Annotated in this window: 15 protein-coding genes; 9 read left to right on the forward strand and 6 right to left on the reverse strand. The window is 61.9% G+C overall.

Going from position 1 to position 13,234, the window contains the following annotated elements; all coding sequences use genetic code 11:
- Positions 1-8: 8 nt before the first annotated feature.
- Positions 9-794 carry a response regulator gene (locus FHS84_RS05895; protein WP_166931725.1) on the reverse strand — a complete coding sequence of 262 codons (786 nt, stop codon included), beginning with the start codon at positions 792-794 and terminating at the stop codon, positions 9-11.
- A gap of 169 nt (positions 795-963) precedes the next feature.
- On the opposite strand from FHS84_RS05895, the gene FHS84_RS05900 reads away from it, so the two are divergent.
- From FHS84_RS05900 to FHS84_RS22185, 3 genes are all read left to right on the forward strand, one after another.
- Complete coding sequence (locus FHS84_RS05900; protein WP_166931729.1) at positions 964-1,185, forward strand: NepR family anti-sigma factor; 222 nt, start codon at positions 964-966, stop codon at positions 1,183-1,185.
- Positions 1,186-1,256: 71 nt separating this feature from the next.
- The gene (locus tag FHS84_RS05905) at positions 1,257-1,811 is read left to right on the forward strand and encodes a sigma-70 family RNA polymerase sigma factor (protein WP_425061555.1); all 555 of its coding nucleotides are present in this window, start codon (positions 1,257-1,259) and stop codon (positions 1,809-1,811) included.
- 15 nt (positions 1,812-1,826) lie between these two features.
- Complete coding sequence (locus tag FHS84_RS22185) at positions 1,827-3,548, forward strand: histidine kinase dimerization/phosphoacceptor domain -containing protein (RefSeq protein ID WP_166931732.1); 1,722 nt, start codon at positions 1,827-1,829, stop codon at positions 3,546-3,548.
- Here the strand turns inward: FHS84_RS22185 and FHS84_RS05915 are convergent.
- Positions 3,545-4,963: a PAS domain S-box protein gene (locus FHS84_RS05915; protein ID WP_166931734.1), complete on the reverse strand. Its 1,419-nt coding sequence runs from the start codon at positions 4,961-4,963 to the stop codon at positions 3,545-3,547. The two genes, FHS84_RS22185 and FHS84_RS05915, sit on opposite strands and share 4 nt — an antisense overlap.
- Before the next feature lie 253 nt (positions 4,964-5,216).
- Here FHS84_RS05915 and FHS84_RS22350 point away from each other — a divergent pair, with 253 nt between their 5' ends.
- Together FHS84_RS22350 and ku are read left to right on the forward strand one after the other, a co-directional pair.
- The gene (locus tag FHS84_RS22350; protein WP_166931737.1) at positions 5,217-5,393 is read left to right on the forward strand and encodes a DUF1328 domain-containing protein; all 177 of its coding nucleotides are present in this window, start codon (positions 5,217-5,219) and stop codon (positions 5,391-5,393) included.
- A gap of 122 nt (positions 5,394-5,515) precedes the next feature.
- The gene (gene ku / locus FHS84_RS05925) at positions 5,516-6,403 is read left to right on the forward strand and encodes a non-homologous end joining protein Ku (protein ID WP_166931741.1); all 888 of its coding nucleotides are present in this window, start codon (positions 5,516-5,518) and stop codon (positions 6,401-6,403) included.
- Positions 6,404-6,415: 12 nt separating this feature from the next.
- Here the strand turns inward: ku and FHS84_RS05930 are convergent, their stop codons facing one another.
- Positions 6,416-6,568: a hypothetical protein gene (locus tag FHS84_RS05930; RefSeq protein WP_166931746.1), complete on the reverse strand. Its 153-nt coding sequence runs from the start codon at positions 6,566-6,568 to the stop codon at positions 6,416-6,418.
- Positions 6,569-6,720: 152 nt separating this feature from the next.
- On the opposite strand from FHS84_RS05930, the gene FHS84_RS05935 reads away from it, so the two are divergent.
- Complete coding sequence (locus FHS84_RS05935; protein ID WP_208393713.1) at positions 6,721-7,104, forward strand: PRC-barrel domain-containing protein; 384 nt, start codon at positions 6,721-6,723, stop codon at positions 7,102-7,104.
- Between the two features lie 15 nt (positions 7,105-7,119).
- Here the strand turns inward: FHS84_RS05935 and egtD are convergent, their stop codons facing one another.
- Both egtD and egtB read right to left on the reverse strand, forming a co-directional pair.
- The gene (gene egtD, locus FHS84_RS05940) at positions 7,120-8,055 is read right to left on the reverse strand and encodes an L-histidine N(alpha)-methyltransferase (RefSeq protein WP_166931879.1); all 936 of its coding nucleotides are present in this window, start codon (positions 8,053-8,055) and stop codon (positions 7,120-7,122) included.
- Positions 8,052-9,284 carry an ergothioneine biosynthesis protein EgtB gene (egtB, locus tag FHS84_RS05945; RefSeq protein WP_425061556.1) on the reverse strand — a complete coding sequence of 411 codons (1,233 nt, stop codon included), beginning with the start codon at positions 9,282-9,284 and terminating at the stop codon, positions 8,052-8,054. Before egtB ends, egtD begins: the two co-directional genes overlap by 4 nt.
- Positions 9,285-9,428: 144 nt before the next feature.
- Between egtB and FHS84_RS05950 the strand changes: the two genes are divergently transcribed.
- Positions 9,429-9,938 (forward strand): DUF4142 domain-containing protein, encoded by a 510-nt coding sequence (locus FHS84_RS05950; protein WP_166931751.1) that lies wholly within the window; start codon positions 9,429-9,431, stop codon positions 9,936-9,938.
- Between the two features lie 45 nt (positions 9,939-9,983).
- Here FHS84_RS05950 and FHS84_RS05955 read toward each other — a convergent pair whose 3' ends face one another.
- Positions 9,984-10,760: a Crp/Fnr family transcriptional regulator gene (locus FHS84_RS05955; protein ID WP_166931755.1), complete on the reverse strand. Its 777-nt coding sequence runs from the start codon at positions 10,758-10,760 to the stop codon at positions 9,984-9,986.
- Positions 10,761-10,929: 169 nt separating this feature from the next.
- Here FHS84_RS05955 and FHS84_RS05960 point away from each other — a divergent pair, with 169 nt between their 5' ends.
- A complete protein-coding gene (locus FHS84_RS05960) occupies positions 10,930-12,036 on the forward strand; it encodes an NAD-dependent epimerase/dehydratase family protein (protein WP_166931758.1) in 1,107 nt (368 codons plus the stop codon).
- 11 nt (positions 12,037-12,047) lie between these two features.
- Positions 12,048-13,100, forward strand: a complete 1,053-nt coding sequence (locus FHS84_RS05965; RefSeq protein WP_208393716.1) for an SDR family NAD(P)-dependent oxidoreductase — start codon at positions 12,048-12,050, stop codon at positions 13,098-13,100.
- Positions 13,101-13,234: the final 134 nt, after the last annotated feature.

Below are 13,234 nucleotides of genomic sequence, written 5' to 3' on the forward strand. Positions count from 1 at the left end.
TTTCGAAATCAAGCCGCCATCCGGGGACGATGGAAGAATAATGCCTGGCCGATGGTCGCCCGCACCGTGTCGCGCGAAAACGGTTTGGTAACCAGATAGGTCGGCTCGGGACGCTGTCCGGTGAGCAGGAATTCCGGGTAGGCGGTGATGAACACCACCGGCACGTCGAGGTCCGCGACGATGGCCATCGCCGCATCGACGCCGGACGAGCCGTCGGCGAGCTTGATGTCGGTGAGGATGAGTTCGGGCCGGCGCTGGCGCGCCAGGCGCACCGCGTCGTCGCGCGTCGCCGCGATCCCGACGACGTGATGACCCAACTCGTTCACGAGATTCTCGAGATCGAGCGCGATGATCGCCTCGTCCTCGATGATCAACACGCGCGATTGCAGGTTCTGGTCGAGGGAGAGCAACGCGGCATCGATCTCCTCCTGCACCTCGTGCTCGGAGGTCTCGAGGATGTAGGCGGCTTCCGCCACCGTGAAGTCCTCGATCGAGGTGAGCAGCAATGCCTCGCGATTGTCCGGCTGCAGTGCCTGCAGACGCTGTTCGACGGAGGAATCAACACTTGCCTCTTCCTCACCGGGAAGATGGATACTGGACGTCCATAGTTCGTGGAACAGACGATACAGGCCAAGCCGCGGCGGCACGCCTTCCGGCAGGCGCATGTTGCCGTCGAGCAGCGATTCCAGGAGGACCCGCACGTAAGTGTCACCCGTCGGCTGCGAACCGGTCAGTGCCCTGGCGTAACGGCGGAGAAACGGAAGGTGAGGTCCCAGCGTTTCAGTCATGGTCATACAATTACCCTTCCCCAGTGGCAGGAGCCCACGGCTCCCAGATAGTTCCTAAAGTCGTGTCGAAAAACTCTGTTCCGAACCAGGAACAAAAAAGCGGCTTGGTTGTTATCTTGGCTGGCAACCGACCGGCGGCGCCGTTGTTTTCGATATTTGCGGTCAGAGGGCCTTGATGGACAACAAGCAGCAGCAACGTACTTCTTCGACGCTAGAGCGTCCTCCGCTGGAAGCCAACGAGGCCGACGGCAAAGACAGCGCTCGCCAATACAAGGCGCACCAGAAAGCCATTACGCGGGGGTTGCGCAATTTTTTCAACAGCGTGGCCGCCGAACCCGTGCCCGACGAATTCATGACGCTGTTGCGCAAAATGGATGAGGGCAAATCGGAAGAATGAGCCGCCCCCTCGAAAAACCCCGCACACCCATGCCGGCCGACCCGCATTCCTTCCGCGACGGCCTGGTCGAGATGATACCTATATTGCGCGCTTTTGCCCGCTCGCTCTGCGGCCAGCGCGATCAGGCCGACGACTTGGCGCAGGAAACGCTGGCGAAGGCATGGCAGGCCCGCGACAAATTCCAGCTCGGCACCAACCTGAAAGCTTGGCTGTTCGTCATTCTCCGCAACGAATTCTACTCCAACCACCGCCGCGCCAAGACGGCCGCCGACTATAACGCGGCCTACTCGCATGCCAGCGAGGGCGCCGAAGCGGAGCAACACGCCCGCCTCGATCTCACCGACCTTATGCGGGCGTTCAGCCAGCTTCCGTCGGAGCAGAAAGAGGCGCTGATCCTGACCGCCTCGGAATTCTCCTATGACGAGGCCGCACAGATCTGCGGCTGCGCCGTCGGGACGATCAAGAGCCGGGTATCGCGGGCCCGCAAGCAGCTCCAAACCCTGGTGGAAGGGACATCGGGACAGCTTCCCGGTCGCCACGACAGCGCCGCCGCTACCGCCGACGATCTCGCTGACGCCCTCTTCCGTAAGGTGCGGGAGGCGAACGCGGAGAAATTGCCGCGCTGACCTTCAGGGGGACGAGTGCCTACTTCCATCCGCCCGCGGCTGTTGCTGTTCGTCGGCTTGGCGCTGGCGCCGATCGCACTCGCCAGCATGATTCAGGCGATCCTGAATTTCCGGGCCTACCAGCGCGAGACCGACCACATCCTGGTCCAAACCGCGCTTTATGCCGCCTACAGCGAGCAGAATATCTTCACCCGCGCCGAGCAGCTGCTGCATTCGCTGGCGCGCAAACCCGACCAGACCAAGACTACCCCGGACTGCTATCGCGAGCTGTCGGATGCGCTGGTCGGCGCCATGCCGATCATCAATCTCACACGCGTCGATACTGACGGACACATTATCTGCATGGGCGCGGTATCGCCGGATACACAGATCTTTACACATCTTGCGTGGTGGGATGTCTTGCGCAAGAGCGACCGCATTGTCGTGGGCAACCAGTTCTCCAGCAAGATCCTCAAGCGGACGGTGCTGCCTATCGCCCTGCCGATCCATGACGCGGAAGGACGTTTCGCCGGCGCCATCAGCGCATCCGTCGATCTCGACTGGCTGGAAAGCGCGCCGCAAGTCACCAAGCTGCCCGAAGGCGCGCTGTCGATGATCGTCGACGGCGGCGGCAAGGTTCTCGCAGCCAACCGTGCCATTCCCCCGGATCTGCCGGGTGCCGTACTCGCCAAGCGTAAAGAGACACAAGAGCGCGTCTTTACCGTGAACAGCGACGCCGGCAAGCGCTGGCGCTGGGTGGCCGAGCCCATCGGGATTTCCGACAAATACGTCGCGTTCGGCATTCCCGAACCCCGGCTGCTCGGCACGTTCCGCTTCTATCTGCTGGCGGATGTCCTTCTGACACTGGCAATCGTGGCGGCGACCTGTGCCGCAATCTGGCTCGGCACCGAGTGGCTGGTGGTGCGCTGGACGATCTACCTGAAGCGCGTTGCGGTGGCTTACGGCCGCAACCATTTCACCCTATCGCTCGACGATATGAGAAGCGCTCCGGAAGAATTCCGGCTGCTCGGCCGCGAGATGAAGCGCATGGCGATGGCGATCCAGGATCGCGACCGCAACCTGAGCCAGGCGCTGGAGCAGCAATCGGCGATGACCCGCGAGATTCATCACCGGGTGAAGAACAACCTGCAGATCGTCTCCAGCCTGATCGCCATCTACGCCCAGAACATCGCCAATCCGGTGGCCAAAAGTGCCTTCCGCCAGATCATCGCCCGCGTAGACGCGCTGACCCTCATTCAGCGCCAGATCGAGAAGAACGAGAGCGACCCCACCCTCAACATGCCGTTGCTATTCGAACATCTTGCCGATCAGATCCGCACCCTCGCCGCGGAAAACAATCAGGTATTCCGGCTGACCCTCGAAATCGAGCCGCGATGGCTGCCGCCCGATATCGCCACCCCGATCGTGCTGTTCGCAATCGAAGCTCTCAGCTTCGACATTTTTCTGCCGTGGCCGGATACCCGCACGCGCAAGGTGCAGCTGGCGTTCTTCGACAGTCCAACCGAATATGTCCTGCGCATCGAGGACGCCACCGCTGGCGCCCTGCCCACGCCGGGTTCGCTGTCGTCCCGCATTCTCAGAAGCCTTGCCGACCAGTTGCGCGGACGCTACGCGATCGAGGTCGATCCCGCCGGGGGCGACATCCTCACACTGCGCATCCCGCACGACAACAGTCAGCCGATACGGGACGAAGAGGACACCAACGTCTACGCCCTGGCCCGCCAGCGGCAGAGCTAGCGCTCCGCCCGCTCCCTGGGGATACGCAGGACTATCACGGCGCCTTCGGGCTGCCACTCGATCTGCAATGTACCGTTGAGCTGCCCTTCCACCGTGCGCACGGATAGCACGCTGCCGAAGCCTTGCCGGGTCGGACGTCCGGCTATGCGAGGTCCGCCGCGTTCGGTCCAGACGAGTTCGACGAAATCGCCGGTCTCGCGCGTCGACACGGAGAGCTTTCCGGACGGTGTCGAAAACGCACCGTATTTTGCCGCGTTGGTGGTGAACTCGTGGAGCACCAGCGCCAGACTGGCCGTGGTATTGGCATCGATCGAAACGTCGTCGCCCGCAACAACGACATTGGCGTCTTCGCCGCTCTCGATCACATAAGGCGCGACAATGGCGTGAACGAGCGTATGCAGCGTGGTGCTTTCGGCGCCGCCGCCGGCAACATCGGCCGCCGTCTTGCGCGTAAGGTCGTGGGCGCGCGAATAGGCGCCGAGCCGCTCCTGCACGGCACGGGCCATGGCCTTCGGGTTCTGGGCCGAGCGCGCCGACAGGCCGATCAGTCCGCCCGCCACGGCCAGAACGTTCTTAACGCGATGGCTCATCTCATTGAGCACCAGCGTCTGATGCTCGCGAATGCGGATCTGATCGGAGATATCGCGCGCGATCTTGGATGCGCCGATGATCCGCCCCGAGCGGTCGCGCAACGGCGATACGGTCAGCGCAATCGGAACCAGCGTCCCGTCCTTGCGCTTGCGCCATGTTTCGTAGCGCGCGACCGGCGTGCCGTTGCGGATCGAGGCAAGAATGGCTTCTTCTTCCTGCCGCCGATCGTCCGGGATCAGGATCATAATCGGGCGACCGATCGCCTCGGCGGCGCTGTAGCCGAACAGCCGTTCCGCAGCCCGGTTCCATGTGATGACGGTGCCGCTCAGATCCTTCGAGATGATGGCGTCCTCGGAACACTCCACGATCGCGGCCAGCCGCTGTTCGAGATACGCTACGCGGCTCTGTTCCCCTAACTCCAAAAGCACATTCACACCGCCAATCACCGTTTCTCCCTGAAACATGGGCGTCGTGTAGATCAGGATCCGCAGCAGCGTTCCGTCGGGCCCATCGATGAGACCTTCCGCTCCGCGGATGGGTCGGCGCTCCTTGATCGCGATCGACATCGGGCTTTCGTGCATCGGTGTGCCATCGGGCCAGTAGAGCTGGCGCGCACCCGTCCAAGCCCCGTCGGTCGGCTCCGCGCCAAACAGCGTCGCCGCGACCGCATTGAAACAGACGATTTTGCCCACGGCGTCCGTCGTGTAGATCGCCATCGGCAGCGCATCGAACACATCTGCCAGCAAGCCAAGGCGATCTGCCGCCGTCAGCAGCCACTCCTCGCAAGGGTCCGAGTGCTGCAATCCCATTTCGCTGACGTCCAACGTCGTTCCTCAATCCGCAATATTCTACGCACTACCACCGATCACGCAGGACTGGCGGCTTCCGCACAGGACAGGAGTCGCATAGCGGAACTAATCAACTCTAGCCGCGCTCAGCGAACGCTGTCTCCTGTGGCATTGTGCGGGTGCTGTGACCTTTTTCGGACGCATTCTGACAGTGTCCGCAGCGACAGGAGGAACCGCACACACTGTTCGGGGATTTTGTTCGAGACTATTCGAGCAAAGGACCTTGCACATGTTCAGATGGGCATTGGCGTTCTTTATTCTGGCGTTGGTAGCGGCATTTCTCGGCTTCTTTGCGATGGCAGGCTTGGCCGCGGAAATCGCCAAGTTGCTCCTCCTCGCATTCGTCGTTCTCCTGGTTATCAGCCTGGTTACCGGCCGCACCCGCGGGGGAACTCCACCGTTATAATCGTCCGGAACCGCCCCCGAGGCGGGACGTTGTAGAACCGCGAGCGGGAATTCGATACGGCCGCCCAGCCCCCTTCCCAAGACCGTTCGGGAGCCCGCTCGTTCCTCCCCCGATAGAATCCCATGGCACGCAAGGCGGCTAAATCCAAACCGGTGGCGCATCGGGCAGCAAAAGGCGGTGCCACGCTTGCCAACCGCCCCATTTGGTCGGGAAATCTGCGCTTATCGCTTGTGAGCTGTCCCGTGGCGTTGTTCGGCGCCGTCAGCCGGCGGCGTGACATCGCTTTCCATCTCATCAATCCGGCCACCAACAACCGCATACGGATGGTCCCGACAGATCCGGATTCGGGACCCGTGAACCGCTCGGATCTCGTCAGAGGGTACGAATTCGAGAAAGACCGCTACGCCATCGTCACCAACGATGAGCTCAACGCGGTCAAGCTGGATACGACCGACAATCTCGACATCGAGTTGTTCGTGCAGGCCGCGGCTATCGACCGGCTGTTTTGGAACGAACCCTATTACCTCCTGCCCGAAGGCGATCAGGCCGTGGAGGCCTATAGCGTGATCCGGGAGGCGCTGGCGAAGACCAAACGGATCGCCCTCGGGCGGGTCGTCATGCACACCCGCGAGCGGCTGATGGCAGTGGAGCCATCCGGCAAGGGCTTGATCGCCTATACCTTGCGAATGCGCGACGAAGTAATGGATGCCGCCACGGCATTCGACCGCATTCCCGCGGAGAAACCGGATGCAAGGATGGTGGACATTGCCGAACGCATCATCGAGCAGAGCGAAGGCCCGTTCGACACCGCAATGTTCCGGGACCGCTACGAAGAAGCCCTTCGCGATCTGGTCAGGCGCAAGGAAGATGGCGCCGCGACCGTCGAAGCGCCCCGTCCCGAACCGTCCAACGTGATCGATCTCATGGAAGCCCTGCGTCGCAGTTTGAAACAACCTGCGTCCAAGTCCAAGCCAGCCAAGCCAGCGCCACGCAAACGGAAGAAAGCCTGAGGGCGGCGCGCCCTAGCCCGCTACCAGCGACAGCGTGGTGAGATACACCAGCGTGAAGGTGACGACACCAAGAACACCGCTGACCGCCAGGATATAAGCCGCGCGAGGGGTTCCGGCTCGGCGGACGGCGAGATCACGATAATGATTGGGGGCGTTCACACGCATGGCTCTCTCCGCGACACATTCCCACGACGCTGCAACGGGCAGAGGGCGCGCAAAGTTCCCAACAGGGAGACGCTACGGGACTTCCGGAAAGGAACTGCCATCTCGCGCGGCGCGTTGTTCAGGACGTCACTCCCTAGAAAGAGGTGCATGCAATGGCTTTGCAGAAGAGCGAAAACCTGTCGGCTCGCGAGACCGCCGGGCTTATCGGAAGCGACAAAGTGGAAGGGACCGCCGTCTACAGGTCGAACGGCGACCGCATCGGCACCATCGACCGTCTGATGATCGACAAGCTAAGCGGAAAAGTCGCGTATGCCGTAATGAGCTTCGGCGGCTTCCTTGGCATCGGCGACGATCACTATCCGGTGCCGTGGTCGCTACTGACGTACAGCACCGACCTCGGCGGTTATGAGGTCAACATCTCCGATGCGCAGCTTCGCGGCGCACCCCGGTTCGGACAAGGCGAGGACTGGGACCGTTACGACCGCGACCGCGAAACGGCGCTTTATTCCTACTACGGCGTCACTCCCTACTGGTGACCCGTTGACGGACGTTCAGCCTGCCGGCTCAAGCCAGTGCAGGCTGAACTGCCGGTCTCCATCGACAAAGGCCGCAGCGGGAAGATATCCGGCTGCCAGCGCCAAATCCTGAAAATCCCCAACCGTATACTTGTAAGAACTCTCAGTGTGAATCGGCTCGCCCTCCATGAAGTCGATGCCGCGGCTGAGAACTTCGACGCGCTGGTCCGTCTTGCTGACGAGATGCATCTCGATCCGCCGCAGGCGCGGATCGTAAAACGCGTAATGGTCGAAGCTTGCAGGGTCGAAATCGGCGCCGAGTTCACGATTGATCCGCAGCAGGACGTTCTTGTTGAACGCCGCCGTAATGCCTGCAGCATCGTTGTAGGCTGCGTGCACGATGTGGGGAGCCTTTACGAGATCGACGCCCACCAGCATAGCGCTGAGCGTATTGCGTGCCCGGCGCAGGAATGCACAGGCCTCGTCCGGATCGAAATTGCCGATCGTGGAGCCGGGAAAAAAGCCGATGCGGCGCTCGCCCGCGCGCAGCGGCGGCAAATCGGCAACGGCAAAATCGGCAACCACCGGCCGCACGACCAGTCCCGGACGGCGCGCGCGCAAGGCCGCTGCCTGGCTTTCGAGAAACTCGCCGGAAATATCGATCGGCATGTAGGCGGCTGGGACGGGAAGCGCCGCCAGCAGCAATTCGACCTTTTTCAGAGCGCCGGCACCGAATTCGACCAGGGTCACACCCTCGCCAGCCCGCGCGGCGATCTCCCGCGCATGCCGCTTCAATAAGGCGGTCTCTACTCGCGTCGGATAGTATTCCGGCAGATCACAAATTTCCTCAAACAGCAGCGAGCCACGCGCGTCGTAGAAATACTTCGCCGGTAATGTTTTCGGCACCCCCATGAGGCCGTCGAGGATATCGGCAGCAAAACCGCTGTCGGACTTGCGTAAGGGATAGGTCATGCATCCTCCGCCAGACGAATGCCGCTGAATTGCCAGCGCGCCGCCGGCGGGAAAAAATTGCGATACGTCGCACGTATGTGCCCAGGCGGGGTAATGCAAGAGCCGCCGCGCAGCACGAGTTGCCCGACCATGAATTTGCCGTTGTATTCCGAAGCCGTACCTTCGAACGTGCGAAAGCCGGGATAAGGATCATAAGACGACCGGGTCCATTCCCATGCGTCACCAAACATCTGCTGACGCGGCCCTGCCCGCGCCGCTCGCGGCAGCAACGCATCAATGGCGAGAAAATGCCCCGTAACCGGCAGATCGCGTGCAGCGACTTCCCATTCAAACTCGGTCGGCAGCCGCTTGCCGGCCCATGCCGCGAAGGCAGCGGCTTCGTAGAAGCTGACGTGAACCACCGGCTCGGACGGATTGCGCGCCCGCACGCCGTGGAGGGTGAAAATCGATCCATCGGAACGCCAGTACAACGGCGCGCGCCAACGTTCGGCCTGCACCAGCGCCCAGCCGTCGGAGAGCCACAGCTCCGGACGCCGGTAACCGCCTTCGTCGATGAACATCTGGTACTCGCCGCAGGTCGCAAGCCGCGAAGCCAGACGAAAAGGTGCCACCGTCACGGCATGGCGCGGCCTTTCGTTATCGAAGGCGAAATCCTCGCTATCATGACCGATATCGATCGTCCCGCCCTCGAACTGCCACCAAGACAAGGGCGGGGCCGACACCGCGATCGCCGGACTGGCGGGACAATACGGCGGCAGCAGCGGGTTCTTGCTGAAGGCATGTTTGATGTCCGTAAGGATTAACTCCTGATGTTGCTGCTCGTGATGAAGGCCGAGCTCGATCAGTGCGGCCACGCGTGGATCGACCACCACCTTCGCCATCGCCGCGTCGACATGAGCCCGGTAATCCAGAACCTCGCGCAATGACGGACGCGACAGAAGCCCCCGTTCGGCCCGCGTATAGGGCGTCCCTATCCCGAGGTAATAGGAGTTGAAGAGCGCATCATAGCGTTCGTCGAACACGCGGTATCCCGAGCAGCCGGCCAGGATCATGCGCTCGAAGAACCAAGTGGTGTGCGCCAAATGCCACTTGGTCGGACTGGCGTCCGGCATGGACTGAAGCGACTGATCCTCGGCCGTCAACGGCAAAGCGAGCGCCTCCGTAAGCGCGCGCACTGTGCCGTAACGGCGCTCCAGACCGATGATATCCATGTAACGTTTGTCCAGCATGTCGTAGATCCTGACGCGACGACATGCAGCGTCCCGCCCGTTGGGGTTTAACGCCGGATGGAACCAATGGTTCCCGCTTCCGTCGCGGGGAACGAACGGCCCGCGCGACTCGTTGTTTGCGCGAAACATCAACCGGGCCTTCCTATGAAAATCGTCGCCATGGCCGCCTTGGCCGCTCTCGCCCTCGCTACCGCCGCCCGCGCCGACAGCGCCAGCGATTTCCTCATGACCGCCGCCAAAGGCGACAACGCAGAAATCATGATGGGCAAGCTGGCCCAACAGAAGGCGCAGAGCGCCGGCGTCAAGAAATTCGGTCAGACGCTCGTCACCGATCATACCAAGGCGAAAAACGAAGTCGCTACGCTCGCGACCTCGATGTCAGTCAGCATGCCGTCGGATGTCAAACCGGATGCCCAACAGGCTTACGACAAGCTGGCCCAGACCAGCGGTGCCGAATTCGACCGTATGTTCGTCAGCCACATGATCGAAGATCATCAGAAGGATATCGCCGCCTTCACCAAGGAAGCAGGCGCCAAGGACGGTAAGGTCAGCAGCCTGGCGGCCAAACAGCTTCCGACGCTGAAAAAGCACCTCGCCATCGCCCAATCGCTTCAAGGCAAGAACAGCATGAGCATGCCGCAGCGGATGCAATGAACAATGCCCCTCCCCGCGGTCCATCGCTCCGGGGAGGGACGCCCTTCAGAACGATACCGCCGTTTTGTGCGGCACCGTATCCACTTGGAACAGGTCTTCCGGTTCGCGGAAGCCGCACATTTCGGCAAGAGCCTCACGCTCCAGCAAGGTCACGGTTCCCCGTTCGACACGGACATAGTTCTTGCGCTTGAGCAGTTTGAAGGTGCGGTTGACGTGCACGGCACTGAGACCGAGCCCATCGGCTAGAGCCTCCTGGGTCAACGGCAGTTGGAAGGACGCTCCCTCCGCAAGACCGGTACGGCTGAGACGGGAGTAGAATTCGAGCAGAAGATGGGCGACGCGCTCATACGCTTTCTGCCGGCCGATACGCGTGATCTGGGCCAGCAGATAGAACTCCTCATGCACCTTCATTCGTCGGCAGGCGGCAGCAAGCTCGGGATATTCGTCGGGCCGGTCCAAGGCCAGCGTGCGCAAGGTTCCGACCTCCATTGTCATCAGGCGCGTTAGGGATGCGTAGCCTGCCAGAGCGACGGGATCGGGATCGAGCGACAGACCCAAGATATCGCCGGGCAAATAGTAGTTCAGGATCTGGCGCCGGCCGTCGCTGAGAAAGCGGACACGGCAAGCCCACCCCGACCGGATCAGGCGCGGGCGGTCGAGCATATCGCCTTCCGACAGCAAGCGGACATTGGGGCGGTGCGTCTGGATGGCGCCGAGTTGACGCGCCAGCAGAGCAGACTCCGCGCGCGAAAGGTTGATGCCGCCGAAGGTAAGAATGCCGCCAAATGCGGCAGGTGCATACCGGTCCAAGTCAGCTTTCATCGCCCGACATTTCGTCAGTGTTGCCAGCGGATAAGCCGGTGCACGCGTGTTTGTTCCTCCCTGTTTGGTCTTTATTCTCGAAGTATTCGCTCCGGAAGCTCCGCGCGAGCTCTCAAATTTGGAACAGAATCCATAATGAAGGCGTTGTCTTCCCGGAGGAGAACCGCGCGTGAAAAACGTATTGATTACAGGCGGCGCGGGCTTTATCGGCTCGCATCTCGCGAACGAACTTTTGACCCACGGATACCACGTCCGTGTCATCGACTCTCTGGAAGATCAGGTGCATCCGGGCGGCGTAAGGCCGCTCTATCTGAACCGCGACGTCGAATTCGTGCGGGGCGACGTATGCGACGCCGATACCGTCGCGCGGTCACTCAACGGCATCGATGCGGTCTGCCACCTCGCAGCGGCGGTCGGGGTCGGTCAAAGCATGTACGAGATCACGCATTATACGGCCGTCAATGAACTCGGTACGGCCGCACTGCTGGAAGCGATGATCACTCGCGATATCGGCCGGCTATTGATCGCCTCGTCCATGAGCATCTACGGGGAAGGTCTGGCGCGCCACGGCGAGACGCTGGTCGAGCCGCCGATCCGCTCCGCCGCACAACTCAAGACCGGTCGCTGGGAGCTCGAACTCGACGGCGATGAACTGGAGCCGGTCCCGACGCCGGAAACCAAGACGCCATGTCTCAATTCCGTTTATGCACTCAATAAGTACGTCCAGGAGCGGATGGGCCTGATCTTCGGCGCGGCCTACGGGCGGCACGCCACGGCTCTGCGCTTCTTCAACGTCTACGGACCCAACCAGGCGCTTTCCAATCCCTACACCGGTGTGCTGGCCATTTTTGGATCGCGCCTGCTCAACGGACGTCCGCCGCTGGTATTCGAGGATGGATGGCAGCGCCGCGATTTCGTCCATGTGCGCGATGTCGCGAGGGCTTGCCGCATGGCGCTCGAATCTCCGAACACCGCCGGCAAGGCCTTCAATATCGGCTCGGGACAGAGCCGCACCATTGCCGATGTGGGCATCGCACTGGCCGAGGCGATGGGCCGGAACGACATCACGCCGCACATCACCGGAAAATCGCGGGCCGGCGATATCCGCCACTGCTTTGCCGACATCTCTCTGGCGCGCAAGACGTTCGGCTTCGCACCCCAGGTCGAATTCAACGAAGGGCTGACAGAGTTGGTCGAATGGCTGTCCGGACAAGTCGCCGTCGACAGCGTGGAGCGCGCGACAGCAGAGCTTCAGCGCCGCGGCCTGGTGGCGTGATGGAGACCGGGATGAACGGCCCCGTTCTCATCACCGGCGGCGCGGGCTTTCTCGGCACCAATATCGCCGCCGCCCTTGCGCGCCGCGGCAACGATGTGGTGATCTTCGACAATCTGGCGCGCGAGCATGTCGAGCAGAATCTGGCGTGGCTGAAGCACAACTTCGGCGAACGCATACGCGTGATCGTCGCCGACGTGCGCGACGCGAATGCAATCGCCGACGCCGTGGCGGGTACTTCTGCGGTGGTTCATCTGGCGGCCCAGGTCGCCGTAACCACGAGCGTCCTACGCCCGGCCGAGGATTTCGAGGTCAATGCGCGCGGCACGCTCAATGTGCTCGAAGCGGTGCGTACGCTCGCTCCCGACGCGATGGTTCTGTTCGCCTCGACCAACAAAGTCTACGGCAAGCTGCTGGATTTCCACGAGCTGGTGCTCGACGGCGCGCGCCATGTTCCTGCCGACCGCAAGACACGCTTCGGATTCGACGAACGCACGCCGCTCTCGTTCTGCAGCCCGTACGGCTGTTCCAAAGGCGCGGCGGACCAATACGTTCTGGACTATTCACGTGTCTACGGCTTGAAGGCAGCCGTCTTCCGCATGAGTGGCCTCTATGGACCGCATCAGTTTGGCCATGAGGACCAGGGCTGGGTGGCCCACTTCCTGATTTCCGCTCTCAACGGCAAGCCGCTCACCATCTACGGCGACGGTTGCCAGATGCGCGACGTCCTTTACGTCGACGATGCCGTGCGGGCGTGGCTGATGGCACTCGACCGGCCATTCGACTTTTCGGGACATGCGTTCAACCTCGGGGGCGGGCCGGGTAACGCGATCAGCCTGCTCGACCTCATTGCCCACATCGAAACCATGACCGGCCGCCGGGTAGACTACACGTTCGATGCATGGCGACCGGGCGATCAGATTTGGTATGTCTCCGATACCCGCGCTCTGGAAGCGGCGACGGGATGGACCCCAACGGTAGCGGTGGAAGATGGCCTGCGGCGGCTAGCGGCCTGGCTTCAGGCCGAAGGTATCGGCCAACCCGAACGCGCAAGGCGTTCGGCATAAAAGTCACGCCCGTCAAGCCACCCTAGTCTGACAAGCGCCGATTTTGTTGAAAAACGCCGCATTGAGACGCGCATAAAGCCCTGATTCACTGACGTTATCGAATCGGGGGGCGATGCGATGATGGGGCGGCAGGT

This window comes from Rhizomicrobium electricum (genome assembly GCF_011762045.1).
Lineage (GTDB): Bacteria > Pseudomonadota > Alphaproteobacteria > Micropepsales > Micropepsaceae > Rhizomicrobium > Rhizomicrobium electricum.

Excerpts from the sequence above, each read along its gene's own strand:
- FHS84_RS05900 (WP_166931729.1), top strand. The coding sequence starts at position 964 with ATGGACAACAAGCAGCAGCAACGTACTTCTTCGACGCTAGAGCGTCCT.
- FHS84_RS05930 (WP_166931746.1), bottom strand. The coding sequence starts at position 6,568 with ATGCGTGTGAACGCCCCCAATCATTATCGTGATCTCGCCGTCCGCCGA.
- FHS84_RS05895 (WP_166931725.1), bottom strand. The coding sequence starts at position 794 with ATGACCATGACTGAAACGCTGGGACCTCACCTTCCGTTTCTCCGCCGT.
- egtB (WP_425061556.1), bottom strand. The coding sequence starts at position 9,284 with ATGCTGGACAAACGTTACATGGATATCATCGGTCTGGAGCGCCGTTAC.
- FHS84_RS05950 (WP_166931751.1), top strand. The coding sequence starts at position 9,429 with ATGAAAATCGTCGCCATGGCCGCCTTGGCCGCTCTCGCCCTCGCTACC.
- FHS84_RS05965 (WP_208393716.1), top strand. The coding sequence starts at position 12,048 with ATGAACGGCCCCGTTCTCATCACCGGCGGCGCGGGCTTTCTCGGCACC.
- egtD (WP_166931879.1), bottom strand. The coding sequence starts at position 8,055 with ATGACCTATCCCTTACGCAAGTCCGACAGCGGTTTTGCTGCCGATATC.
- FHS84_RS05935 (WP_208393713.1), top strand. The coding sequence starts at position 6,721 with ATGGCTTTGCAGAAGAGCGAAAACCTGTCGGCTCGCGAGACCGCCGGG.
- FHS84_RS05955 (WP_166931755.1), bottom strand. The coding sequence starts at position 10,760 with ATGAAAGCTGACTTGGACCGGTATGCACCTGCCGCATTTGGCGGCATT.
- FHS84_RS22350 (WP_166931737.1), top strand. The coding sequence starts at position 5,217 with ATGTTCAGATGGGCATTGGCGTTCTTTATTCTGGCGTTGGTAGCGGCA.
- FHS84_RS05905 (WP_425061555.1), top strand. The coding sequence starts at position 1,257 with ATGATACCTATATTGCGCGCTTTTGCCCGCTCGCTCTGCGGCCAGCGC.
- ku (WP_166931741.1), top strand. The coding sequence starts at position 5,516 with ATGGCACGCAAGGCGGCTAAATCCAAACCGGTGGCGCATCGGGCAGCA.